Annotated in this window: 27 protein-coding genes; 14 read left to right on the forward strand and 13 right to left on the reverse strand. The window is 66.8% G+C overall.

What is annotated here, in order from left to right:
- The first annotated feature begins 273 nt into the window (after positions 1 to 273).
- Positions 274 to 1,008: a GNAT family N-acetyltransferase gene (locus ACSC1S_RS08020; protein ID WP_435363865.1), complete on the forward strand. Its 735-nt coding sequence runs from the start codon at positions 274 to 276 to the stop codon at positions 1,006 to 1,008.
- A 13-nt stretch (positions 1,009 to 1,021) separates the two neighbouring features.
- Here the strand turns inward: ACSC1S_RS08020 and ACSC1S_RS08025 are convergent, their stop codons facing one another.
- The 4 genes from ACSC1S_RS08025 to tmcA form a co-directional block, all read right to left on the reverse strand.
- The gene (locus ACSC1S_RS08025; RefSeq protein WP_435363866.1) at positions 1,022 to 1,183 is read right to left on the reverse strand and encodes a DUF8014 family protein; all 162 of its coding nucleotides are present in this window, start codon (positions 1,181 to 1,183) and stop codon (positions 1,022 to 1,024) included.
- 30 nt (positions 1,184 to 1,213) lie between these two features.
- Complete coding sequence (locus ACSC1S_RS08030) at positions 1,214 to 3,298, reverse strand: cache domain-containing protein (RefSeq protein WP_435363867.1); 2,085 nt, start codon at positions 3,296 to 3,298, stop codon at positions 1,214 to 1,216.
- Positions 3,295 to 4,230, reverse strand: coding sequence for an ABC transporter substrate-binding protein (locus ACSC1S_RS08035; RefSeq protein ID WP_435363868.1), 936 nt, complete (start codon positions 4,228 to 4,230; stop codon positions 3,295 to 3,297). Before ACSC1S_RS08035 ends, ACSC1S_RS08030 begins: the two co-directional genes overlap by 4 nt.
- A gap of 149 nt (positions 4,231 to 4,379) precedes the next feature.
- Positions 4,380 to 6,623 (reverse strand): tRNA(Met) cytidine acetyltransferase TmcA, encoded by a 2,244-nt coding sequence (tmcA, locus tag ACSC1S_RS08040; protein ID WP_435363869.1) that lies wholly within the window; start codon positions 6,621 to 6,623, stop codon positions 4,380 to 4,382.
- Between the two features lie 115 nt (positions 6,624 to 6,738).
- Here tmcA and ACSC1S_RS08045 point away from each other — a divergent pair, with 115 nt between their 5' ends.
- The 9 genes from ACSC1S_RS08045 (at position 6,739) to ACSC1S_RS08085 (ending at position 14,247) form a co-directional block, all read left to right on the forward strand.
- On the forward strand, positions 6,739 to 7,212 hold the full coding sequence (locus ACSC1S_RS08045; RefSeq protein ID WP_435363870.1) for an ester cyclase: 474 nt from the start codon (positions 6,739 to 6,741) through the stop codon (positions 7,210 to 7,212).
- A 296-nt stretch (positions 7,213 to 7,508) separates the two neighbouring features.
- Complete coding sequence (gene rpl7ae, locus ACSC1S_RS08050) at positions 7,509 to 7,868, forward strand: 50S ribosomal protein L7Ae (protein WP_261651288.1); 360 nt, start codon at positions 7,509 to 7,511, stop codon at positions 7,866 to 7,868.
- A 9-nt stretch (positions 7,869 to 7,877) separates the two neighbouring features.
- The gene (locus ACSC1S_RS08055; protein ID WP_261651289.1) at positions 7,878 to 8,102 is read left to right on the forward strand and encodes a 30S ribosomal protein S28e; all 225 of its coding nucleotides are present in this window, start codon (positions 7,878 to 7,880) and stop codon (positions 8,100 to 8,102) included.
- A complete protein-coding gene (locus ACSC1S_RS08060; protein ID WP_261651290.1) occupies positions 8,102 to 8,311 on the forward strand; it encodes a 50S ribosomal protein L24e in 210 nt (69 codons plus the stop codon). Before ACSC1S_RS08055 ends, ACSC1S_RS08060 begins: the two co-directional genes overlap by 1 nt.
- Positions 8,308 to 8,775: a nucleoside-diphosphate kinase gene (gene ndk / locus ACSC1S_RS08065; protein WP_261651291.1), complete on the forward strand. Its 468-nt coding sequence runs from the start codon at positions 8,308 to 8,310 to the stop codon at positions 8,773 to 8,775. The genes ACSC1S_RS08060 and ndk overlap by 4 nt, the downstream gene beginning before the upstream one ends.
- Positions 8,776 to 8,881: 106 nt before the next feature.
- Positions 8,882 to 11,290: a penicillin acylase family protein gene (locus ACSC1S_RS08070; RefSeq protein ID WP_435363871.1), complete on the forward strand. Its 2,409-nt coding sequence runs from the start codon at positions 8,882 to 8,884 to the stop codon at positions 11,288 to 11,290.
- The gene (locus tag ACSC1S_RS08075) at positions 11,287 to 11,625 is read left to right on the forward strand and encodes a hypothetical protein (protein WP_435363872.1); all 339 of its coding nucleotides are present in this window, start codon (positions 11,287 to 11,289) and stop codon (positions 11,623 to 11,625) included. Before ACSC1S_RS08070 ends, ACSC1S_RS08075 begins: the two co-directional genes overlap by 4 nt.
- Before the next feature lie 75 nt (positions 11,626 to 11,700).
- Positions 11,701 to 13,380, forward strand: a complete 1,680-nt coding sequence (locus ACSC1S_RS08080; RefSeq protein ID WP_435363873.1) for a histidine kinase N-terminal 7TM domain-containing protein — start codon at positions 11,701 to 11,703, stop codon at positions 13,378 to 13,380.
- A 57-nt stretch (positions 13,381 to 13,437) separates the two neighbouring features.
- The gene (locus ACSC1S_RS08085; RefSeq protein WP_435363874.1) at positions 13,438 to 14,247 is read left to right on the forward strand and encodes a class I SAM-dependent methyltransferase; all 810 of its coding nucleotides are present in this window, start codon (positions 13,438 to 13,440) and stop codon (positions 14,245 to 14,247) included.
- 12 nt (positions 14,248 to 14,259) lie between these two features.
- Here the strand turns inward: ACSC1S_RS08085 and ACSC1S_RS08090 are convergent, their stop codons facing one another.
- The 8 genes from ACSC1S_RS08090 to ACSC1S_RS08125 all read right to left on the reverse strand — a co-directional run bounded on the left by ACSC1S_RS08090 (position 14,260) and on the right by ACSC1S_RS08125 (position 20,417).
- Entirely contained in the window at positions 14,260 to 15,339 is a 1,080-nt protein-coding gene (locus ACSC1S_RS08090) for a methionine synthase (protein WP_435363875.1), read from the reverse strand.
- Positions 15,336 to 16,340, reverse strand: a complete 1,005-nt coding sequence (locus ACSC1S_RS08095) for a 5-methyltetrahydropteroyltriglutamate--homocysteine methyltransferase (RefSeq protein WP_435318342.1) — start codon at positions 16,338 to 16,340, stop codon at positions 15,336 to 15,338. The genes ACSC1S_RS08090 and ACSC1S_RS08095 overlap by 4 nt, the downstream gene beginning before the upstream one ends.
- A 62-nt stretch (positions 16,341 to 16,402) precedes the next feature.
- Positions 16,403 to 16,987 carry a HemK2/MTQ2 family protein methyltransferase gene (locus ACSC1S_RS08100; RefSeq protein WP_435363876.1) on the reverse strand — a complete coding sequence of 195 codons (585 nt, stop codon included), beginning with the start codon at positions 16,985 to 16,987 and terminating at the stop codon, positions 16,403 to 16,405.
- Positions 16,988 to 18,166, reverse strand: a complete 1,179-nt coding sequence (locus tag ACSC1S_RS08105) for a mechanosensitive ion channel family protein (protein WP_435363877.1) — start codon at positions 18,164 to 18,166, stop codon at positions 16,988 to 16,990.
- Positions 18,159 to 18,998, reverse strand: a complete 840-nt coding sequence (locus tag ACSC1S_RS08110; RefSeq protein WP_435318345.1) for a 16S ribosomal RNA methyltransferase A — start codon at positions 18,996 to 18,998, stop codon at positions 18,159 to 18,161. The genes ACSC1S_RS08105 and ACSC1S_RS08110 overlap by 8 nt, the downstream gene beginning before the upstream one ends.
- 40 nt (positions 18,999 to 19,038) lie before the next feature.
- The gene (locus tag ACSC1S_RS08115) at positions 19,039 to 19,617 is read right to left on the reverse strand and encodes a DUF655 domain-containing protein (protein WP_435363878.1); all 579 of its coding nucleotides are present in this window, start codon (positions 19,615 to 19,617) and stop codon (positions 19,039 to 19,041) included.
- 147 nt (positions 19,618 to 19,764) lie between these two features.
- On the reverse strand, positions 19,765 to 20,121 hold the full coding sequence (locus tag ACSC1S_RS08120; protein ID WP_261651302.1) for an RNA polymerase Rpb4 family protein: 357 nt from the start codon (positions 20,119 to 20,121) through the stop codon (positions 19,765 to 19,767).
- Positions 20,122 to 20,126: 5 nt separating this feature from the next.
- On the reverse strand, positions 20,127 to 20,417 hold the full coding sequence (locus ACSC1S_RS08125) for a 50S ribosomal protein L21e (protein ID WP_261651303.1): 291 nt from the start codon (positions 20,415 to 20,417) through the stop codon (positions 20,127 to 20,129).
- A gap of 305 nt (positions 20,418 to 20,722) precedes the next feature.
- On the opposite strand from ACSC1S_RS08125, the gene ACSC1S_RS08130 reads away from it, so the two are divergent.
- The 4 genes from ACSC1S_RS08130 to ACSC1S_RS08145 all read left to right on the forward strand — a co-directional run bounded on the left by ACSC1S_RS08130 (position 20,723) and on the right by ACSC1S_RS08145 (position 23,995).
- The gene (locus ACSC1S_RS08130) at positions 20,723 to 21,238 is read left to right on the forward strand and encodes a GNAT family N-acetyltransferase (protein WP_435363879.1); all 516 of its coding nucleotides are present in this window, start codon (positions 20,723 to 20,725) and stop codon (positions 21,236 to 21,238) included.
- Positions 21,239 to 21,256: 18 nt separating this feature from the next.
- Positions 21,257 to 22,030: a potassium channel family protein gene (locus ACSC1S_RS08135; RefSeq protein WP_435363880.1), complete on the forward strand. Its 774-nt coding sequence runs from the start codon at positions 21,257 to 21,259 to the stop codon at positions 22,028 to 22,030.
- Between the two features lie 63 nt (positions 22,031 to 22,093).
- A complete protein-coding gene (locus tag ACSC1S_RS08140) occupies positions 22,094 to 23,257 on the forward strand; it encodes a cystathionine gamma-synthase (RefSeq protein WP_435363881.1) in 1,164 nt (387 codons plus the stop codon).
- Between the two features lie 54 nt (positions 23,258 to 23,311).
- Positions 23,312 to 23,995: an MBL fold metallo-hydrolase gene (locus tag ACSC1S_RS08145; protein ID WP_435363882.1), complete on the forward strand. Its 684-nt coding sequence runs from the start codon at positions 23,312 to 23,314 to the stop codon at positions 23,993 to 23,995.
- 33 nt (positions 23,996 to 24,028) lie between these two features.
- Here the strand turns inward: ACSC1S_RS08145 and ACSC1S_RS08150 are convergent, their stop codons facing one another.
- Positions 24,029 to 24,295, reverse strand: coding sequence for an elongation factor 1-beta (locus ACSC1S_RS08150; RefSeq protein ID WP_261651308.1), 267 nt, complete (start codon positions 24,293 to 24,295; stop codon positions 24,029 to 24,031).

The raw sequence follows: 24,295 nt of genomic DNA on the forward strand, positions 1-24,295 counted from the left end.
AGGCTGCCTGTCCGAGCTGTGGTGAAGTCGCATACGTCACCGTGAATTCTCAGGACGACAACATCAAGCGAATAAGTAACAGTTCCGGGAGCAGGAGCTACAAGTCTGCCTGCAAGAACTGTGGGAAATCAATCTACTACGACTTGAAGTAAGACGGTAACCCGTTCTTTTGGGGTCCAAACCGACGCTGAGTTCTGAGACTACTCGGTGAACCGGGCGAACGAGTGAACCACCCAAACAACCATTAAGTATCGGGGGGTGGTATCAGTACCCATGAAACTCACTGACAAGCTGAGCTTCGACCACGAGGACCGTCGTGACCTCTACGAGTACGTCGAGAGCCACGGGACGGTGAAGCGAAAGGAGGTCGAACAGGCCCTCAAGATGGACCCCCGGGCGGTACGACATCACGTCGCCATCCTCAAGCGAGACGGCTATCTGACCGACGACGACGGCGTACTGAAGGTCGCTTTCGAGGACGAGGGCGCTGCCGAGGAGCACGTCAGTGACGAGGTCGAGTTCGTCATCCGACAGGCCCACCAGTCCGACCTCTCCGGGCTCATCGGGGCCATCCGCCACGTCGCCGACGAGGGCACCTACATCGAGGCCGAAGAGGTCGCCGACATCCTCGACCACGAGGAGGTGTTGCTCCGGCACAACGAGCTCGAATCACGCATGTTCTTCGTCGCGACCGTCGACGAGGACGTGGTCGGCTGGGTCCACATCCGGGTCCCGGAGCTGGAGAAACTCCACCACACCGCCGAGTTGACCGTCGGGGTGCTCGCGGAGTACCGCGACCACGATGTCGGGAGCCATCTGCTCGAACGTGGCGTCAACTGGGCCAAACAGAACGGGTACGAGAAGCTCTACAACAGCGTTCCAGCGACGAACGAGGGTGCCATCAAGTTCCTCGAGAAGCACGGCTGGGAGACCGAGGCGGTGCGCGAGGCTCACTACAAGATCGACGACGACTACGTCGACGAAGTGATGATGGCAGTGTCGCTCTGAGCAGGCCGCCGACTCAGGGCCACTCGCTCTCTTTTCCGTCGAGAGGTTCGGTGACGACCCCATCTTGCTGTCCGAAGCCGCGAGCGTGGGCCACGCAGACGTCGCGGTCCGCTGCCCAAGGGATGTGCAGTCGCACCGCCGCCTCGCGGTCACAGCCCGTCTCGGCGCAGTCCATACCTGGTCTTCGAGACCACCCCTCACGAAACTATCCCTCGGCGCGGGGGAACGACAGCCGGATTGCCAGGCCGCCGAGGCTGCTCTCGGCGAACTCGAACTGGCCACCGGCCGCGGTGACCAGCCAGTAGACGAACCAGAGGCCGAGACCGCTGGAGTGCGCGAGCGGCTTCTCTTCGCCGGAGATGATGGCCTGCTGCTCGGCGTCTGGCATGCCCGGCCCGTCGTCTTCGACGACGAGGGTGACCTGTGAAAGCCGGTTCTCCACGCTGACGCGCACGGTCGGCGCGTCGCTGTCGGCGTGTTCGACCGCGTTCGAGAGCAGTTCCTCCAGCGCGAGCCCGAGGTGGATGGTCGCCCTGGCAGGGGCCGTGGCAGGGAGCGAGCGCTCGACGTCGACCGTGGGATGTGCGGTATCGAACGCATCGAGCGTTCGGTCGGCGAGTGCCGCCACGTCGACGGTCTTGCCCGCGCCTTCGAGCGCGTGCTGGACGTTCCGTGCCTTCTCACTGGTCTCGACGAGTTCCTCGCTCTGTGCCACGATGTGGTCGAGGGCGTCGGTGAGCTCCGGGTCGTCGACGCTGTCGGCGACGTGACGGGCGTAGGTCACGATGACGCTGAGACGATTCCGGAGGTCGTGCCTGAGGACCCGGTTCAGCACCTGAATCTGCTGTTCGCGGTTGTGTTCTTCGGTCACGTCACTCGCGACCGCGATAGCCTGCTGGACCGTGCCGTTCTCCGTGACCGGATGGACCTGCACGTGGTAGATGCCACCCTCCACGTCGACAGTGACTGAACTCGGGGTCCCACCCAGGGCGTCGTGACACGTCTCAACCAGTTCGGGATACGCGCCGAACCGGTCCTCGACGCGGTCACCGATGGCGTCGACGAGGGCGAACGTCCCCTCCGGCGTCCGGCCCTGCACGTCCTCGAACCGGCCGTCGGGGGCCACGACGAACAGCACGACGGGGAGGTTGGCGAGCAGGCGCTGTAACTGGAGTTTGCGTTGCTCGGCGTGGCCGCGGGCGGTCTCGAGCGCCGCGATGCGGGACTGGAGGGCGTCACGCATCTGGCGCATCTGGGCCGCGAGGGTGCCCAGTTCGTCCGCCCGGTCGAGTGACGGCTCCGCGTCGTAGTCCCCGGAGGCGTACGCCTGGGCGGTCTCGGTGAGGTCGCTGACGGCTCGCGTCGTGGTGCGCCCGAACGTCAGTGCAACGGCGAGCACGCCGGCCAGCGCGAGGCCGACGAACGCGACGATACCCACGACGATGCGGTCGAGCACCGCGTAGGCGGACGCGGTCGGGGCCTGCATGATGACGACCCAGTCCGTGCCCGCGACGGGCGCGTACGCCGTGACGACGTCGTGGTCGAGTTCGCGTTCTTTCAGCGAGTCCTGCTGGAAACCCGATTCGCCGTCGACAGCCCGCACCAGTGCCTCGGGAATGGCGCTCTCGTCGGCCAGGTACGGCTGGAGGCGTTCGTCGGGGTCCTCCGAGAAGACGACGATGCCGCGGGAGTCGATGACCCGGGTGACGGTGCCGGCGATGGGCGAGCGGAAGGACTCCCCGATCTCGCTCACGTCGACGACGGCGACGAGCGCCCCGTTCACGTCTCCGGTCGGGCTGACGAAGGCGACGACCGCCTCACCCCGCGGGGTGGTGTACGGTTCCGAGACGTACACGTCCTGGAAGTCCTGGAACCGGAGCCGTGAGGTCCACGGGCGGTCCGCGATGCTCTCGTTCTCGGCGGCGGCGACGGTCGAGACGAGGACACGGTTCTCGCGCATGTCCACGTAGTGCAGGGCGAGCACTTCGAAGTCCTCGCTGGTCACCTGCCGCTGGAGGTAGTCCCGAATCTCGGGGTCGGACCCCCGCTGGAACACGTCGTCGTCGGAGAGGAGGCGGACGAACAGCCGGTTGCTGTCGAACCACTCGGTGAGACCGTCCGCCTCGGCCTCGGACTGCGAGACGAGTTTGACCTGGACGTCCTCGCGGACCGCGTCCGCGGTGACGAGCCACGTTCCGGCCCCGATGACCGCCAGCAACAGGACGACCACGAGCAGGGCGACCCCCAGTTGCAGCGAGAACGACTCCCTGACCCGGCGGAGGAGTGTCACGGGACGATACCTCCCTCCCGGAGCACCGAGAGCGCGACCTGCTGGGGCTGTTCACCGTCGACCACGACCCGGGCGTTGAGTTCCCGCATCTGTTCGGCGGACTGGATGAGTGGGCCGAGCTGGTCGAGCAACGGCCCGAGACCGTCGATGCGGTCGAGTACCTCGGTCCGGACGACCGGGCAGGGGTTGTACGGTGGGAAGAAGTCACGGTCGTCTTCGAGCACCACGAGGTCGTTGATGGCGATGTGTGGGTCTGTCCCGAACCCCATGCCGACGTCGATGCGCTCGCGGAGGAGGAACTCGTAGGCGAGGAAGAGGTTGACCACTTCGACGTTCGGGGCCCACGCCGCCCTGGTGTCTGCGTCGACCTCGTAGTGATCGAGCAGCCCGGGCCAGCCGTCGGTCCGGTGGTAGAACTCCGGGCCGACCGCGATCGGGACGCTGTTTCCGGCGGCCGCGTACTCGAACAGGCCGGAGTGGGTCGTGATACCCGTCTCATCGACCCATTCTGGGCGCGTACAGAGGACGTACGGGTTGTCGAACGGCGCGGGCGAGAAGCACTCCAGGTCGTACGTCTCACGCAGTCCGGTCCGGACGCGCTGGAACAGTTTCAGGGGGTCCGCGATGCGTTCCTGCGTGACGTCGGGGGGAAGGTGGACGTACCAGAGGGTGCCGGTGTACTCCCAGTAGGTGTCGACGGCTCCCTCGACGAGTGCCGACCAGATGGTGCTGGTGCGGCCGTAGCCGATCTCGTGGACGGGCTGGACGCCGAGGACCTGGTTGACCGCCTCGAAGGTGAGGAAGCCGAGGATGCGGTTCTCGGTGAAGTGCTTCGAGCCGACGCTGATACGCTGGTCGAGGGCGGGAGAGGGCCCGGTGCGGCGGCTCAGACACCCACTCGCGAGCGTCGCGGCGCTGAGTCCCGTCCCCACACGGGCCAGAAACCGCCGTCTGGAACCCCCCTCCATCCCCAAACCCTACGATTCGAGGACGTAAGAGCCTCCTGAGAGCTGTAAAACGGTTGTCCGGTCCGGTCGGTCCCGCCCCGCCAGGTCACCGATGTCGGTCCCGCCCCGCCAGGTCACCGATGTCGGTCCCGCTCCGCCAGGGCAGCCTCGTCGCCGTAGTGGTCGACGAGTGGCCGGAGGCCCTCGCCGACGGCCCGCATCGCCATCCGGCCCGAGTGATACCCCAGGGCGTCGGCGACGGTATCGGCGTCGTGGGCCTGCAGGAGTCGGGCGACGAGCACGCGCTCGTGCTCGGCGTCGATGGTGGGCGCACCCGGCTCCGGGTCGACGAGATGCTTGACGACGAGCTCGCGAAACGGCCCCGGGGCGACGTCGTAGAGACCGGAACCGTAGGCGGTTCCGGCGATGGCGCGCCAGGCCAGTTCGTCGAGGTCGAGACCCACGTCGGCGGCACACGTCGAGAGCGCGGCCCGGACCTCGTCAGGGTCCATGTCCCGCAGGGCGTCGGTGAGCACGCCGTCGATGCGCCGGGCGAACCAGCCCGCGTGGCGGTCGTGGAGTGCTTCACCGGCGGGCGAACACGGCGAGAGCATCACGGCGGAGTACTCGCCCGAGACGTCGTTCCGGGTGGTCGAGAGGTGGACCGTGTGGTAGTCGTTGTCGCCCCAGAACCGCAGGAGGTCGGGGGTCGCGCCGTAGCCGACGCCGAGCCAGTCCACCTCGTCTGCGAACTCCCTGCGGACCTGCGAAAGGAGCTCGGAGCCGAGTCCCCTGCCGCGGGCGGCGTGGTGGGTCGCGATTCGAACCACGCGCTGGCCGACCGGGCCGGCGGCGGCTTCGTCGCGCAACTGGCTCGTGAGCACGTCGGGGATCATGTTCCCGTTGATGCGCCCGCCCTCGTAGATGCGGGCTCGCGTCTCCTCGTCCAGGCCGCCCTCGCGCGCGAGCAGTGCGACGCTGACGACGTGGCCCTCGTGGGTCAGGGTCCGGACCGTGAGGTTCGGCGCGTCGAGCAGGCGGGCGAGGTCGTCGGGCTGGGTCTGGTAGTGCGCGAGGACGAGCAGACCGAAGGTCTCCCGGAGGAGCGTGGGGTCCGCGAGCAGGGCTTCGGGGTCGGGTTGCCCGTACTCGACCGAGTCCGGCGTCGCGCCCGCGACGAGCTGGTCGACCGGCGGACGGGCGTCGAGGCCGAGGGCGTTGAACGACCAGACCTCGACCGGGTCGCCGGCTGCGTAACGAATCGGCGTCGAGAGCCGGGCCTCGCGGACTTCGTGGTCGCTGTCGTCGAGATGCTCCCTGAAACGGACCGAGAACCCGCGGCCCGCACCCTCGTAGCCGTGGATCGTCGAGGCGTAGGCGACGCGGTCGGCCGCCAGGGTCGCATCCAGCAGTCGGACCGAGATGGCCGCGGCCTCGTCGACGACGAGCAGGTCCGGTTCCGAGGCGGTCTCGGCGGCCGCTGGTGGGGGCTCGTAGCGGACTTCGCCGCCGGTCGTGGTGGCGAGATGCGTGGTGGGGTCCGGGTGGTCACCGGCGATGTCGAGGGCGTCGAACAGTTCCCGCGCCCGGTCGAACGCCTCGGCCGCGTTCTGGTAGCTCGGGGCGGTGACGAGCACGTCCTGTCCGTCGGCGGCGAACGCCCCTGCGGCGAGGCCGGCAGCGCTCGACTTCCCCCGGCCGCGGTCGGCTTCGAGGACCAGCGCCCGGTTCGCGTGTTTCAAGAACTCGAAGTCGTGGACCGCCTCGACCTGGTCGGCGGTCCGGCACGACTCGTAGGCCACCGCAGGAAAGTCGAACTCGGCGGGCGCACCGAACGGTGGGTCGGGTCGGTGCGGGGCCGGATGGGTCAGCCCGTCGTCTTCCACGGTGGCCGAATCCACGTCGTAGATGGCGATGCCGCGGTGCGCCCGGAGCGTCTCGACGAAACGCTCGCGGAAGTGCCCGGTCACGTCCGCCCGGCTGAACGGGAGCACGGCCATTCCCGCGTCGAAGTCGTCCCGCTGGGCCGGCCACTCGTCGAGTGGCGGTGCGAGGAGGACGAGGAGGCCCCCGCCGTCGACCGCGCCGACGACCTGCCCGAGCGTGTTCGGGCGCAACTGGTCGTGGGCGTCGACCACGATGCACTCGTGTGTGGTGCCGAGGATGGCTCCCGCCTGGCGCGGTTCGACCTGGCGACAGCGAAGGAAGTCGCGGTCGCTCACGAGCGCCGTCGCGGTGATGGGAATCGAGAGGTCGTCGAGCACCTGGCCGACGACGGTCTCACACCGGTCGCGGGCACCTGTCAGGACGAGAACTCGTCGCTCGTTCACCGACCGGGCTTCCGCTCGGAGCGCGGTCGCCACCTCGACTGCATCCATGCAACGTCGTTGGTGAGGAGACAGGAAGTGCGTTGTCGTTCCCCGCCGCCACGAGTATTGCTTCGACGACACATCATGCGGTCAACTATAAGTCTACGCGCGACTACTCTCACCCATGCCTGGGGGGCAAGAACATCTGACCAGTACCGAATACGAACGTATCGCCCGCTGTCTCGTCGAGGACGGGCACGACCGTGGAGACCCGACCGTGTTCTACGAGCACTTCTCGAAGGACTGCGTCCTCATGTCCGACCCGACCAGACCGTTCGGGCCGGGCGAGCTCGCCGACCGCATCCTCCGGTTCCACGACGCGGTTCCGGACGTCTGCGAGGCGGTCGATAGCATCCACGTCGACGGCGACGTCGTCGTCGTCCGGACGACCCGGACTGGCACGTTCGAGAACGAATGGCGGCTGTCCATCGACGGGGAGGAACTCGTGTTCGAACCGACCGGCGAACAGTTCCGCTGCGAACTCGTCTACACCGCCCGGTTCGACGACGACCAGATAGTGGAGATCGACGGTTACGGCCACAACGACCTGTGGTTCGCGATGGGAATCATCCCGGACCCGTTCTCGTTCGCACGCTGACCGTCTTCTTCTCCGGTATCTCTCGCATGCAACCGGGGACGACCACCCCCGGTGAGCACCTGCTATCGACCGATAGATGCGCCCAGTCCGTATGCGGCGTTTTCGCACGCCTGCGGACGTTTGAACACCCTTATAAGGGGTGGCCCAGTACAAACGAGATACGCCCTACGCGGGGTTGATGATGCTCCTAGCCACACAGGAATCCGGCCGCCGACTTCCCAGCCGGCGGTCAGTGAGGGTTCTCCCTCACGAAGGCAGGGGAGCGCGAGCCCACGCGTGGGAGTAGGTGAACAACCATGCCAGTCTACGTCAACAAAGAAATCCCAGCCGACCTCCAAGAGGACGCCCTCGAGGCCCTCGAGGTCGCACGAGACACAGGTAGCGTAAAGAAAGGAACCAACGAGACCACGAAGGCCGTCGAGCGCGGCAACGCCTCCGTCGTCTACGTCGCAGAGGACGTCTCCCCCGAGGAGATCGTCATGCACCTCCCCGAACTCGCCAACGAGAAGGGCATCCCGGTCGTCTTCATCGAGACCCAGGACGACGTCGGGCACGCCGCCGGCCTCGAAGTCGGGAGCGCCGCCGCGGCCATCGTCGACGCTGGTGACGCCTCGAGCGACGTCGAGGATATCGCCACCAAGGTCGAGGACCTGTAGAGGTAATCCATGAGTGCCGAAGAGTCTACAGACGGCTCCACCTCCGCGGAAGTCATCGAGATCGTCGGTAAGACCGGCATGCACGGCGAAGCCATGCAGGTCAAGTGCCGCATCCGCGAGGGGGAAAACCAGGGTCGCATCATCACGCGAAACTGCCTCGGCCCCGTCCGTGAGGGCGACGTCTTGCAGCTGCGCGAGACCGCCCGCGAGGCCGACTCCATCGGAGGACAATAATGGTTCGAACACGTGACTGCGAGTACTGCGGTGACGATATCGTCCCTGGCACGGGCACGATGTTCGTCCACGTGGACGGTACGACCGTCCACTACTGTTCCGCGAAGTGCGAGAAGAACGCGGACCTCGGTCGCGAGCCCCGCGACCTGGAGTGGACGAAAGAAGGCGGTGCCCCCCAGGAAACAGTCGAGGAGGAATCTGAAGAATGAGCGACGACCACGAGCGGACGTTCGTCATGGTCAAGCCCGACGGCGTCCAGCGCGGCCTCATCGGCGAGATCATCTCTCGCTTCGAGGACCGCGGTCTGAAGCTGGTCGGCGCGAAGTTCATGCAGATCGACCAGGAGCTCGCCGAGGAACACTACGGCGAGCACGCTGACAAGCCGTTCTTCGACGGCCTCGTCGACTTCATCACGTCCGGTCCCGTGATGGCGATGGTCTGGGAGGGCCAGGACGCCATCCGCCAGGTCCGCGGCATGATGGGCGAGACCGACCCGGCCGACTCCGCGCCGGGCACCATCCGCGGTGACTTCGGTCTCGACCTCGGTCGGAACGTCATCCACGGCTCCGACCACGAGGACCCGGGCTCTAACGAGCGCGAGATCGACCTCTTCTTCGACGAAGCGGAACTCGTCGAGTACGAGCAGGTCGACGCGACCTGGCTCTACGAATAACGCGTTGCGGTTCTTCCGTTTTCTCCACCCGAGTAGCAGCGGGACTCGGGTCGTCGTGACAGCGCGGAAACAAACTATAAATAACCGGCTCGTTTGTGTGTGGCTAGTGAACACGGAGACGACCCGCCGTGCCCTCCTGACCGCGGTCCTCGGGGCGGGCGTCGGCGGCATGACGCTCACGGAGGCCCGGAGCTACCTCGACCGGTTCGCACCGGGGTCGGGGTCGGTGTGGGGGGCGGCCGATTCGGACATCGACGGGACCGTCGAGAGCTCGTACGGCCCTGCGGAAGTCACCTACGACGACGACCACGTCCCCCACGTCGAGGCCGACACCGAGCGGGCGGCGTACTTCGCGGTCGGCTACTGCCACGGCGCGGACCGGCTGTTCCAGCTGGACCTCTATCGCAGACTGATGGAGGGTCGGCTCTCGGCGGTGTTCGGCGACCGGGCGGTCGACTCGGACGTCTTCCACCGCCAGATGGACTTCGCGGCGGCGGCGGACGCGACGTGGGAACGGACGAGAGAGACGGAGACGGGCGAGGTGGTCCAGGCGTACGTGGACGGCGTGAACGCGGCGCGCGAGCAGGAGTCGAAACCGCTGGAGTACCGGCTGCTGGAGTACGAACCCGACGAGTGGACCCCGCAGGCGTCGCTGCTCATCTCGAAGCAGATCTCCTGGGGGCTTACGGGGACCTTCCGGACGCTGCGGACGGCTCTGGCGCGGGAGAGCCTCGGTGCCGAGCCGACCGAGGAGCTGTACCCGCGGCTCATGGCACACGACGACCCCATCATCCGGGGTGGGGACACACCGGAATCCACCCAGCACACGGATACCGCGGTTCCCGAGGCGGGCATGGTGTCGTGGCTGGCCGAGTTCGAGACGCGACCGGGCATCGGCTCGAACTCGTGGGTGGTCTCCGGCGAGCACACCGCCTCGGGCGACCCGATACTCGCCAACGACCCACACCTGAACCTGACCGTGCCGCCGGTGTGGTACGAACAGCACGTCGTCGGGCCGGACCCGCTCGACGTTCGCGGGGTGTGCTTCCCGGGCGTCCCGTTCGTCATCATCGGCCAGAACCACGCCGGGGCGTGGGGCTTTACGAACACCGGCGCGGACGTCATCGACTTCTACAGCTACGAGACGACCCAAGACGGCGGCTACCGCTACGGCGACGAGACGCGCGAGTTCGACTCGCGGACCGAGACCGTCGAGGTCGCCGACGGGAAGGACCGCGAGGTGACGGTGAAGCGGTCGGTCCACGGCGCGGTCCTCTCGCAGTTCCCCGACGGCGACGACCTGGCCGTCGCCGACGAACTCGGCGTCGCGTGGACCGGGCTCTCGGCCACCCGAACCGTCGAGGCGGTCCGACGATTGAACTTCGCCGACGGCATGGCCGATGCGAAAGACGCCATCCGGGTGTTCGACGAACCGACGCAGAACTTCGTCTACGCCGACCGCGACGGGAACACCTACTACTGGGTCACGGGACAGATTCCCATCCGAACCAGCGACGGCGAGGTGGTCGAAGGGACACGGATCTTCGACGGCTCCGCGAGGGAGGGCGAGTGGGGCGACGGCTACACGCCGTTTGGAACGTCTTCGTGGGAGGGGTTCGTCCCCTTCGAGGAGAAACCCGGCGTCGAGAACCCGGACTACCTGGCGACGGCGAACCAGCGCCTCACGAACGACCCCGAACACTACCTCTCGGAGGGGTACGCCCCGCCGTTCCGCGGTGGGCGCATCTACGACCTGCTGGACGCGCGGGCCGAGAGCGACCAGCCGATGGACGCCGAGTTCCTGCGCGAGGTGCAACTGGACACGTACGACCCGCGGTGGGACCTGTTCAGGCCAATCATCGAGGCTGGCAAGCGCAAGGACGGGAAAGACTACACGCGCCTCGGCTACGACCCCTACCAGGTGTTGGCGGACTGGGACGGCGAGATGAAACCGGATTCGGTCGGTGCGCTGGTGTTCGAGCGCTGGCTGCGCGTCTTTCGGAGACGCTTCGGTGAGAAACACTTGGCCGACGCCGGGCTCCCCGAGGACTTCCCGGAGCCGAACGACTGGGTACTCGGCACGCTCTCACTGAACGATTCGGACGGCCGGTGGTTCGACGGAGACGACGGATTGCAGGTCGCCGCCGCGTTCGCGATGCGACGGGCGACCGAGGAGATTATCGACGAGGGCTGGGACGACTACGGCGACTGGAACCAGGTCCGGTTCACCCACCCGTTCGACCAGGACTTCCTCAACTACCCGAACCTGCGGACGGCAGGCTCGCCGGGCACGGTCCGCAACTTCCACAGCGAGGAGTCCACGGGCGCGAGCTGGCGGATGCTAGCCACCTTCGACGGCGAGTCCCGGGCAGTCCTGCCCGGCGGGAACTCTGGCGACTACTTCTCGGACAGCTACGCCGACCAGCTGCGGCTGTGGGCCGACGGCGAGTACAAACCGATGGACAGAGGGCTTCCCGATGGCACCGACCTGCGATTCGAGGAGGGATCGCGATGAGCCGCCGAGACTCGCTCACCGCCTTGCGCGAGGACGACCGTCGGCGGCGACTCGCCACGGTGGCGGCCGTCGTCGTCGGGGTGAGTCTCACCTGGTTCCACTGGCTCGGGCTGCTCGTCGCCGGGGCGCTCGTGGCGCTTCCACAGCGCTCGACCCGTCGGGGTGTCGGGGTCAGCGTCGCCTTCGCGGGCCTGGTCGTCCTCGGGTTCCTCGCGGAGCTGGCGCTCGACCAGGCGCTCGACAGCTTCGCAGGGCTCGGCCCACTCGCCCTGCTACCGGTCGCAGTCGGCATCGCCCTGCCCGTGTTCGGCGCGCTCGCGAGAGCTATCATCTGAGCGGCAAATAGAGCCAAGTAGCCGTGCTGAAATATCCTCACAACGACAGCTCTCGGGCCTGTCCGTCCATCTTCGATGTTCCTCGCAAATCCATTCACGGCGATGTTGCTCGCCATCGCCACCGTGATGGTCACGCTCGCGGCGTACGCCCTCCGAGAGCGGGCGGTCCCCGGGGCGCTCCCGTTCGCCGGGATGACGCTTGGAATCGCCTGCTGGACGGGCATCCACGGGCTCCGAATCGCGACGACCGACCTGGACACCTACGTCCTGCTGGCGAACGTCGAGTGGGTCGGAATCCTGCTCGTCACGCCAGCGTGGTTGCTGTTCACCCTCGGGTACACGGGGCGACACGACCGTCTCTCCAGTCGACTGGTCGGCCTGCTCGCGGTCCAGTCCCTCGCCACGCTCTTCCTCATCTTCACCAACGACGCCCACGGCTGGTTCCGGACCGTCGAGTCGTTCCAGCCGGCGGGCCCCGGGCTGGCGACGTGGGAACTCGCCCACGGGCCCGCCTACTGGGCGACGGTTGGCTACGTCTACCTGGTGGTGCTCCTCGGTTCGGTCATCCTCCTTCGACTCGCGGTCGGCGTCCCACAGCTCTACCGGGGCCGAACCAGTGCCGTGCTCGTCGGGGTGGCCGTGCCCTGGCTCGGAACGGTCTCGACGTTGTTCGACGTCCGTCTGGTCGACGGCCTGAACACCGGGCCCCTCGCGTTCGCCGTCTCGATGGTCGCGTTCAGCACGGCCCTGTTCGGCCACAGACTGTTCGCCGTCCTGCCCGTCTCGCCGACGGTCGCGGCCGACGCAGTCGTCGAGCGCATGGCCGCCGGTGTCATCGTCCTCGATTCCGAGGGGCGGATCACCGAGACCAACCAGGCCGCAGACGAGGTGCTCGATATCGCCGACCCGGTCGGCAGTCGGCTGGCGGCCATCGACGCGGAACTGGCGACGGTCGCCGAGGCCGACGAGACACGGAAACTCCTCCTGGAGGACGATGGCGGGCGCGAGCGCTACTTCACCGTCGAATCCGAGCCGATGTACCGCGCTGACGACCTGCTCGTCGGCCGGCTGCTTACCCTCCACGACGTGACCGAGCGGGTGCTGCGCGAACAGCGGCTCAACGTGCTCAACCGGGTGCTCCGGCACAACGTCCGCCACGAGACGAACCTCATCATCGGCCACGGTGACCTCCTCGAACCGGCCGTCGCCGACGCGGGCATCCCCCATCTCACCGCGTTGCTCGACGCGGCAGACCGCCTCGTCGACTGGTCCGACCGGGCACGGTACGTCGAGCGCGCCCTCGACGACGTGGAGGTCGAACGCTGCGACATCGACGTCGGCACGACCATCGGGCGTGCGGTCGAACGCGTCCAGGAGCGCTATCCCGACGCGTCCGTCACCACCCCGACGAGCACGACCGAGGCGGTCCTCGCGCACACGACGCTCGAGTGGGCACTGTTCGAACTCGTCGAGAACGCGGTCGAACACCACGACGACCCGTATCCGTGGGTCACGGTGGGTGTCGAATCTGCCAGCCAGTCGGTGACGATCACGGTTACGGACACCGGCCCCGGTATCCCGCCCGCTGAACTCCGCGTCCTCGAGAGCGGGAAGGAGACGCCGCTGGAACACGGCTCTGGGCTCGGGCTCTGGCTGGTCAACTGGACGATTCGCTCCGCCGGCGGCGACATCGAGTTCGCGGAGAACGACCCGCGGGGGACCGAGGTTCGTATCACCCTCCCGCGGGCGACCTGAGGCCACCCCGCCCGCTCCCGTGACAAGACCTTTGCCCGCGGCGCATGGGATTCCAATATGGACGACTACCAGGAGGCGAACCGACGCAACTGGGACGAACGCGCCGCAGTCCATCCCGAGACCGAGTACTACGACGTCGATGGCTTCCTCGCGGGCGAGTCCTCGCTCTGGTCGCTCGAGCGCGAGGAACTCGGCGAGGACGTCGGCGACGGCACCTCGTTGCTCCATCTCCAGTGTCACTTCGGCATGGACACGCTCTCGTGGGCCCGCGAGGGAGCGGAGGTTGTCGGCGTGGACTTCTCGACGCAAGCGGTGGAGACGGCCCGTGAACTCGCCGACGAGGCCGGGCTGGCCGACCGCGCCGAGTTCGTGCAGGCCAACGTGCTGGCCCTCGACCTCGAGCGCGAGTTCGACGTGGTGTTCACGTCCTACGGCGTGCTCTGCTGGCTTGACGACCTCGACGCGTGGGCAGATACCATCGAGCGTCACCTCGCCCCTGGGGGCACCTTCTACATCGCCGACGGCCACCCGGTCGCCGGCATGCTGGAGAACGTCTCCGGCGACACGGCCGAGCTCGCGTTCCCGTACTTCCCGGGCGAGGCGGTCCACTTCGACGTGCAGGGGAGCTACGCGAGCGACGCCGAGTTCGAGCACACCGAGCAGTACGAGTGGGCACACCCCCTCGGCGAGGTGGTCACCGCGCTGGCGAGCCGCGGCCTCCGAATCGAGTTCCTCCACGAGCACCCGTGGACGACCTGGCGGCGGTACGAGGAGATGGAGCAGGACGAAGCGGGTCGGTGGTGGCTCCCGGAGGACGCGGCGGTGGAGCTACCGCTCCAGTTCTCGCTGAAGGCGACGAAGGAGTAAGGAGACTTCCGCTCAGTCGTCGGCCTGGGCGGTCGGCTCCGCCGCGGGAACGTCGATTTCGCCGGCGTCGAGTTCGGCTTCGATCTCACGGGTCGCTTTCACGAGGTTGACCATCTTCTCGTAGGCGACCTCGCGGGGCAGCAGCTTCAGCCCGCAGTCGGGCGAGACGATGAGGCGCTCCGGGGGCACGACCTCGAGGCCCTTGCGGATGTTGCGCTTGATCTCCGCGACGGACTCGACCTCGGCGACGTGGGCGTCGACCACGCCGAGGGCGAGGTCCTTCGTGAACTCGTCGTCGGTGAAGACGTCGAGCTGGTCGTAGTCGCCGTTGCAGAGTTCGAGGTCGAACTCCTCGACGGGGTAGTCCAGAATCTCGGGGTAGATGCGCGAGTAGTCACCGTAGCAGACGTGCAGCCCGATGCGGACGTCGTCCGGGATGTTGTCGGCGATGCGTTCGAGACACTCGCCGACGATGGCGTGGTCGTCCGGCGTGGTCGCGAGCGCGGGCTCGTCGATCTGGATGTAGCGCGCGCCGGCGTCGACCAGCTTCTCGATCTCCTCGTTCACGAGGTCGGCGAGATCGTACGCGAGCGCCTCGTCGTCGTCGTAGGCCTCGTTGAACGACCAGTTCGCGAGGGTGTACGGGCCGGTGATGGGCACCTTGACCGGCGCGTCCGAGACCTCGGCGGTGAACTCGTACTCGTCGACCAGCCAGGACTCGTCGTACTCGACCTCGGAGACGACCGAGGGCTTGTCGAAGTAGTTGTGGCCCCACACCTTGACGGGGCCGTTGAACTCGTAGCCCTCGATGCGGTGGGCGAAGAACTCGACCATCTCGGTGCGGCGCATCTCGCCGTCGACGACGACGTCGAGGCCGGCGCGCTCGTGCTCGTCGGTGATGAGGCGGGAGGCGTCGTCCTTGGCCTCCTGCCAGTCGTCCTCGTCGAACTTCGAGTCGGGGTCCTCGTACTGCTCTTTCGCGCGGTTGAGCCACTTGGGCTTGGCGTAGGAGCCGACGACGGTCGTCAGGATGAAGTGGTCGTTCGGGTGGTTCTCCGGGCGGAACTGGTCGCGGTTGGGGTTCTGACTCATGCTGTCACCTCCACGTCGGCGAGGGAAACGGCCTCGGCGACGGCGTCGAGTTTGTCTTCGTACTTCGCGTAGGGCAGGTAGAACAGTTCGGTGTTCGGCGTCACGTAGGTGGTGTCGAACTCGGCGACCGGCAGGTTGTCGTACACCCAGTCGACGCGCTCGGTGACGGCCTCCGGCTCTTCGACGAGCGTGTTCTGGCCGTCGAGCAGGCCGAGCGAGATGTCCGATTTCGTGCCGTACTCCTGCAGGTTGTAGATGTTCTGCTCCTGGTCGCTGACGAAGTCGTAGCCGATGGCGTCGACCTCGGCGTCCAGCAGGTGCGCGTGGACCTTCTCCTCCAGTGCGCCCCAGTAGGGCTGGACGACGACGTCGGCGTCGACCGCGTTCGCGACGGTCGTCACGGCGTCGGGGACCTCCGCGTCGAGGCCCTCACCGGGGGCGTTCTCGACGAGCGAGGGTTCGAGCAGGAACAGCGTCTCGACGTCCGGGAAGGCGTCGGCCTCACCGGCGAGGAAGTCCGCAACGGCGTGGAGGAACTCCGTCTCGTCGTTGTAGTACTCGTCGGTCGCGAGGTCGGCGAGCGAGTACGGGCCGGGGAGGACGGCCTGCAGGTCGTCGTCGACGAGGTCGGACGTTGCTTCGAGTTCGGCGGCCACGTCGCCGTCGAACGTGAGTTCGTCCTGGACGACCGGCTCGCGGTAGAAGTTGTTGTTGTCGTAGTAGCGGACGATGCCGCGCGTCTCGACGCTGTCGTGTACCGTCAGCGGGTGCGCGAGCATGTCGTCCCAGCGGAGCTGGCCCTCGCCGACGAGGTCGAGGCCGGCGTCGACCTGCGCGGAGACGACCTCCTCGCGCGCGGTCTCGTACACGCCCTGGATCTCTGCGCCTTCGTCGCCGGAGATGAGGTCGTGCTTCTGATGGCCCTTGAGGTCGGATAGGTCCGCTTTCGCCCAGTCTGGGAGCGGGAACAGTCCCAGTGTCGTAGAGACGAGTTCTGTCATTCGTACCTGCTGCTTGGAAATGCGGTGCTTTAATATTTTCGAACTCCGCAAATGCGCAGTGGTTATAGAACGAGTTTCAATACGGTCAGCGTCTCGAACGGGAACGACTCGTCGCGCAGGGCGACGGCGCTGAACCCGTTGTCCGCGGCCCGGTCGACCACGGCGTCAACACCCGTCAAACTCGAGACGAGCAGGTACACCGCGCCGTCGGGTGCGAGCACCCGCCCGACAGAATCGAGGAACGGGTCGATGATCGCACGCCCGTCCTTACCCCCGGTCAGCGCGACCTCCATCCAGTCGTCGCGGGCGGCCGCCGCGTCTTCGGGGAGATACGGCGGGTTGAACACCACCGCATCGAAGGCCCCGTCACGGAAGGGGGAGACGAGGTCGGCCTGCACGACGGAGACGCCGTGTTCGGACCGCTCGCGCGCCTGCTCGCACGCGTGCGGGTTCAGGTCCGAGGCCACCACGTCGGCCCCGGTCTCGGCCGCGATGCGCTCGGCGACGTAGCCAGAACCCGTGCCGACCTCCAGCACACGCCCGCCCTCGATATCTGCACAGGCCGTCTCCGCCAGCAGGTGCGAGTCCTCTGCGGGCTGGTACACCTCGGTTTCGACACCACGGCGCTCCGCGAGGTCCTTCGGCATCTACGAGTCACCTCCCTCGGAGCCGTTCCCGTCATCGGTCGCGGCTGCTTCGGGGTCCCTGACCTCCGTCGTCTGGCCGGTGACCTGGAAGCCACCGGCCTCTGCCCGCCCGGAGAGTTCGCGCTGCGGGAAGGGGATCTTGATCTCTTCGGCCTCGAACGCGCGCTTGAGGCCGGTGACCACCGCGGTCCGCGCACGCCACTTCCGGCGGGCGCTCGGCTTGTCGATCCAGAACCGGGCACCGAGAATCACCGCGGAGTCGGCGAACCGCTTCACGACGACCTGTGGCGTCGGGACCGACAGGATCTCGTCCTCGTCGCGGAGCGACTCCTTCGCCACCTCGACGGCGTGCTCGACGTCGCTGTCGTAATCGACGCCCACCTCGACTTCGAGGCGGAGCCGACCCTTCCGGGACCGGTTCACCACGCGCTCGCCGCTGACGATGTCGTTGGGTATCATCACGTATTCGCCGTCGAACGTCTGGATGCGCGTGTTGAAGATGGAGATGTCGGTGACGATTCCCTCGCTGTCCCCGATCTGGACCCAGTCCCCGATCTCGAACGGGCGGGCCAGCATCAACACGAAGCCGGCGAGCACCGCACCGAGGGTCTGGCGAGCCGCCATCCCGACCACGATACCGGCGAACCCGGCCCCGACGAGTAGCCCGGTCAACTCGACGTTCCAGACGCCGAGGATGACGATGAACCCGACCGTCCAGAGGACGACCTGGGCCACCCGGTAGGTCATCCGACGCTGGTGGTCCGACAGGGCCCTGGTCGAGCCGAGGAAGTCCTGGAGCACTCGTTTCAGCACCCGTGAGAGGATGTGGAGGGTCAGGGCGACGACGACGGTGATGGCGATGCGCGGGCCGTCGCTCTGGTTGATGGGAAGGCCACGCATCGCAACGATCACTTCGTCCGCCGACCCCCACAGCCCCACGACGACGGTCGCGGCCCCGCCGAACGTCACCGTGATGACGAGCACCGTCAGCACGTCCGCGACCGCGTCGCCGAAATCGTCCCGGAGGCGGTCCTGTACCCGGTTCGTGACGTACCCGATGCCTGCCATCAGGCCGACCGCGGCGACGGTCACCAGCAGCTTCAGGAGCGTACTGTCGACCATGCCGGACAGCGAATTCACCTGCTTCGCCGCTGCGTCCCAGAAGCCCGGCTCAGCCATCGGTCACATCACGGCCGACGTCGGCCGCCAGTGTTGCGAGCGCCGCGAACGTCGCCGGGTCGAGGTTCCCGGCGCGCTTGCTCATGAGCTCCTCGTCGGCAGCGTCGACCACTGCGTCCGCGTCGTCCAGCCCCGAGATGTGGGCCGTGTTGCGGATGGCGTTGCGCATCGTCTTCCGGCGCTGCGTGAACACCGCCTTGACGAAGTCGAGGAAGAACTGCTCGTCCTCGACCTCGTAGTCCGGGTCCCGTGGCAGACAGCGGACGACCGCGCTCTCGACCGCTGGCGGCGGCGAGAACGCCTCCTTCGGGATGGTCTCGACGATCTCGACGTCGGCGTAGTGCTGGGTCGAGACCGAGAGCCGCCCGTAGTCGTCACTGCCGGCCTCGGCGACCATTCGCTCGGCGAACTCCTTCTGGAACATCAACACGAGCGGTTTGCCGAGCGGGAGCAGCCGGAAGGTTATCTGGCTGGACACCCCGTAGGGCAGGTTCGAGACGCAGGCCGTGAAGTCGGGCAGGTCGACCTGTAGGGCGTCGCCGTCGACCACGTCGAGGCGGCCCTCGGCGATCTCGTCGGCGAACTCGCCCTCGAGGAACTCCACCAGGTGGTGGTCGCGCTCGATGGCGGTCACGTGCTCGCCGCGCTCGAGCAAGCGGTCCGTCAGCGCGCCGTTCCCGGCACCGATCTCCAGCAGGTGGCTCGCGTCCACGTCCTCGGGGAGGTACGAGGGGAGCCGGTCGAGGACGCGGTCGTCTACGAGAAAGTGCTGGTCGCGGTTCGGGTCGCCTCGCACGCCGGCGCGCGACAGCAGTCCGTCGGGGTCTCTCATCGATTAGCGCCGGCTACGAGTCCGAACAGGGTAAAACTGCCTACTCGTCTCTCCGCCCGACGAACGTCTTGTACTTCAGGTCGTCGTCCCGGAGTTCCTCGATGATACGCTCGACCAGCACCTCCTTCGGGTTGTGGAGGCCAGCCACGCGGTCTTCGAGGTCCTCGAAGCTCTGGAACGGCTGTCGTTTGCGCTGGTCCAGGATGGAGTTGCGCAGTTTCTTCCCGATGCCCGGTAGCAGGTTCAGCTGATGGAGACGAAGCGTGATGGGTTGGGCGTCGTTGTAGAAGTTCACGAAGCGCTCTTCGTTCTCGTCGACGACCTCGGCGACGACGTACTCCAGCTCGGACTTCGCGCCGCTCGAGATGTCGTCGTACTCGACGTTTCGTATCCGCTTGATGTTCTCAGCCGGTGGGTCCACGTCGACGTAGTCGTCGATGCTGACGTCCGGGGTGGACTCGAAGGTCATCTCGAACAGGCGGAAATCACGCGTTCCGAGGGCGTACGCAAGGGGGTCGTTACCGTATCCTCCTCGCCCACCACTCGACCGGCCGTTCGGATAGATGTCCAGAACGACGGCTTGGACCGGCGGCTCCTCGTCGCGTTCGGAATCGCTCATTCTAGTTCTATGATAGGGGGACCGCGTATTTAAAAGATGGGCGTCGGGCAGCACGATGCGAATCGTCGCCGGGCGGAGCGCACCCTCTCCGAGTGGTGACGGGCCGCGATTTCACAGGAGAGATGAACTGGGTCCGACGCGACTCGCTCAGACGTACTGCGCGACGACGTTCAGAATCTCGTCGAGCTCGTCGCCGGAGAGCGAGTACCGCTCCTGTGCGTACAGGGACCGGAGCTCGGTGCGGTCCTGGGGGAGCAGGTTGGTGATCTTGTAGGCGGTCGCCTCGTCGACCTTCTCGAGTTCCTGGAGGTCCTCGACGAGCGCCTGGGAGTCCTCGACGCTCAGCACGGTGAAGCGGTTGACGTGTTCGATAGCACGCGCCAGCTCGTAGCGCATCTCGCGGTCCTCGTCGAGCGCCCGGTCGGCTTCGATATCGGCGAGGAGTTCCTTCGTCTCGGAGACGGTGAGATACTCCTCGTCGAGCTTCTCCTTGAATATCGTCATGGGGGTTACTTCTGGGCCTTCAGGTGCGCCGGGGCGGAGATGAGCTTCTTCTTCTTGCCGCCGTCCGTGATCTCGACGAGGAACGCCGAGCCCTGTTTCCCGACGACCTCACCGGTCTGGCCGGAGAAGCGCGGGTGGAAACGACCCTTCGCGACCGAGGGGTCGATCTTGAGGTGGACCTTCTGGCCCTCCTCGAAGTCCTGAATTGCACGCTGCGGCGGCGAGGTGCCGCGCTCTCGGGGGTGGTTCTTCAGTTTGTTCCGTGTCTTCTTGAGGGGTCCGTGCGAGTTCGGCATAGTCGTACGCCCCTCTTGTCCCGTCGCCATTATAAAACGCACGTTGTTCGGTCGCCCCCACAGGTGGCTGTCTGCCCGTCAGTCACGACAGGAGTGGGTCACTCGGCAGTCTCCAATGTCCCGGGTACACCTATTACGGAATAGTATTTCCAACTAGCAAGTTCTTTATACAGTGGACAGTCAGTTGCTATTAGAGACAATACATGGATATTCGTAGCCAAAAAACCGAATCTTCTCCCAGAGATGCGGAAAAGTCTGTCACGGCAACTCCCGGTTGGACCGACGAGAAGTCCGGTCGCGACTCGGTGGTCCGTGACAGCTTCGGCCGGACCATCACGCTCGAGCGGTGTGCGACCCTGTCTGTGCCCATCGTCGACGACCTCGTCGAGATGTACGACGAGTTCGACCCGCCGGGGATCGCACACGGCCTTCCACCGGTGGGGGAGTCGCGGATTCGCGACTGGCTCGACGTCCTCTCTGCCGGCTTCCACGCCGTCGCCCGCTACCGTGGTCGCATCGTGGGCCACGCCGTCCTCGTCCCGACCGAGGAGTCGGCACACGAACTCGCCATCTTCGTCCACCAGGACTACCGGAAGGCGGGCATCGGCACCACGGTCCTCACCGAGGTGCTCAAGATGGCGAGGCGTCGTGACGTGCCGACGGTCCGGCTCTACGTCGAACGCTCGAACGATGCCGCCATCGGGCTCTACCGGTCGTTCGGTTTCGAGGCCGAGCCGTCCGGCCCGGGCGAGTTGGAGATGCGGCTCGCACTCGATGGTGAGTCGACCGACCCGCTCGGTTCGAGCGGTTCCAGCCCGTGAGAAGCGACGGTTCAGTGAATGCGACGGCCACCACTTCCCTTCGCTGCAGTCCTTCGTCGGCCGCTCTTGCGCCGGATGCTTCGGCCGGTCGCCGCCTTCGTCGCGGTCGTCTTCCTCGGGGTTACCGGGTTCGGTACACTGGGTGGCGTCGGCGTCGTCGACGCGCTGTTCTGGCTCCTCGACCCGTCGAGCATCGAACTCTACTTCATGGAACACGACGGGCCGGCACAGGCCGTCAAACTGTACGCCATCGTGGTGCTCTCCGCGCTCGTCGTCGTCGGGCTCTGGATCGGCGAGACGTTCCTCTCGGCCGCGTTCGGCGGGCAGATGCGGGACGAACTCCAGCAGTTACAGATGGAACGTAGCATCGACGCACTCGCGGACCACGTCATCGTCTGCGGGTACGGGACGTTCGGGAAGACGATCGCGTCCAGTCTGGCCGAGGGCGAGCGCGAGGTGGTCGTGGTCGAATCGCAAGACGAGCAAGCCAGACTGGCGAGAGACGACGGCTTCCTCACGGTCGAGGGCGACGCCCGGCACGAGGCGACACTCCGCGACGCCGGTATCGAGCGAGCTGAAAGCGCCATCGGGGCGGTCGACGACTCGCACGTCAACGTCCAGATCGTCATCACGGCGAGCGACCTCGCCCCGTCGGTCGACCTGGTGGTCCGGGTCGGCGACCGGATGGACGAACCGCTCGCCCGGCGGGCGGGTGCAGACGAGGTCATCATCCCCGAGGTCCTCAGCGGGAAGCAGGTCGGGGTCCTGCTCGCGGGTTCCGACGCCGACTGACCGACAGCGTCGTCCTGGCCCTGCAACGCAAGAGTAACCCCAGTGGCGGTCGTCGTCCCGACCATGACAGACGAGGACTTCCGTATCGAGACGCGCTCGATTCACGCTGGCCAGGAACCCGACGAGGAGACGGGCGCACTCATGACGCCCATCTACGCGAACTCCACCTACAAGCAGGACGGTCCGGGCGAGCACCGCGGGTACGAGTACTCCCGCACCGGGAACCCGACGCGGACCGACCTCGAAGCCAACCTCGCCAGCCTCGAATCCGGCGAGTACGGCCGCTGTTTCTCCTCCGGCATGGGTGCCATCAACACGGTCCTCAACCTGCTCGAAGCCGGGGACCACGTCGTCACCGGCGAGGACGTCTACGGCGGGACCCACCGCATCTTCACCCAGGTGTACGAGCAGTACGACCTGGAGTTCTCGTTCGTGGATATGACCGACCTCGACGCCATCGCGGACGCCATGCAGGAGAACACGGAACTCCTCTGGCTGGAGACCCCCACGAACCCGCTCATGTCCATCGTCGACATCGAGGCCGCGGCCGAGGTCGCCCACGACCACGACGCCCTCTGTGCCATCGACAACACGTTCGCGACACCGTACCTCCAGCGCCCCCTCGAACTCGGGGCCGACATCGTGAGCCACTCGCTGACCAAGTACCTCGGCGGCCACTCCGACGTGGTCGGCGGCGCACTCATCACCGACGACGAGGCCCTCGACGAGCGAATCGGCTTCTACCAGAACTCGGTGGGCGCGACGCCCGGCCCGCACGACTGCTTCCTCGTCCTTCGCGGGACCAAGACGCTCCCCGTCCGGATGGACCGGCACTGTGACAACGCCCGCGACATCGCCGCGTGGCTCGACGACCACCCCGCGGTCTCGACGGTGTTCTACCCGGGACTCGAGGACCACCCCGGCCACGACATCGCCGCCGAGCAGATGGACGACTTCGGGGGGATGCTCAGCTTCGAGGTCGACGGCACGCTCGAACAGGCCAGCACCGTCGTCTCCGAGACGCAGGTGTTCACCCTCGCGGAGTCCCTCGGTGGCGTCGAGAGCCTCATCGAGCAGCCGGCCGCGATGACCCACGCCGCCATCCCGCGCGAGGAGCGCCTCGAAGCAGGCCTCACCGACGGGCTCATCCGTGTCTCCGTGGGCATCGAGCACGTCGACGACCTCACGGCCGACCTGGACCAGGCGTTCGACGCGGCCGGGCTGTAGCCCACCCCCACTGACGCCGCAATCGTTTTTCTCCCGGGAGCCACACCTTGTGGCATGACACCAGCCGGCATCCACCCGCTCGCACTGGAGTTCAGTTTCGGCGGGCGCGACCTCACGATTCACCCGACCGCGGTCGAGACCGACCACGGCGTCCTGCTCGTCGACGTGGGGCTCCCCGGCGCGACAGACCAGATTCGCGCCCAACTCGACGAGGTCGGGGTCGCCCTCGACGACGTGTCCATGGTCCTGCTCACCCACCACGACGGCGACCACGCGGGGGGCCTCGCAGAACTGGAAGCCGAGACAGACCTCATCGTCGTCGCCCACGAGGACGAGGCTGCATTCATCGACGGCCGCGAATGGCCTCTCAAGACCCCCGAAGACGGCGACCGCTACCCGCCGGTCCCGGTCGACCTCGAACTCGTCGGCGGTGAGACGTTCCGGACCGCCGCCGGGCCGATGCAGGTCGTCGCGACGCCCGGACACACGCCCGGGCACAGCTCGCTGTACTTCCCCGACCAGCGGTTCCTGCTCGCAGGCGACGCCCTGAACAACGACGACGGGTTCACCGGCCCGAAACCGCAGTACACACCGGACATGGAGACGGCAATCGAGTCGGTGGGTCGGCTCGCCGAACTCGCGGTCGACACGACGCACTGCCACCACGGCGGGACCGCTGACGCCGGCACCGCCGCTATCGCGGAGCTGTACGAGTCGTTATCGGAGTCTCGCCAGTAACGGGGTGAAAAACGCAGGAGTGGTTCGGCCAGCTCAGATGCGGCCGACGTTCTCGACGGCGACGGACTCGACGCCTTCGACGTCCGCGAAGGCCTCTTCGACGGCTTCCGTGCCACCCGCATCGTCGGGCACGATGACGGTCGGGTACAGGGCGACGAGACCGAAGGCGACGTCGTCACGCTCGACGCCGTTGATCTTCGCACCCTCGGGGAGCGAGCTCTCCAGACGCTCCTGGAGCGCGTCGAGGTCGATGTCGGGGCTGTTCGGCATTACCTTCATCTTGGCGGCGACTTTCCCCAT

It is taken from the genome of Haloarchaeobius pelagicus (assembly GCF_051207375.1).
Classification (GTDB): domain Archaea; phylum Halobacteriota; class Halobacteria; order Halobacteriales; family Natrialbaceae; genus Haloarchaeobius.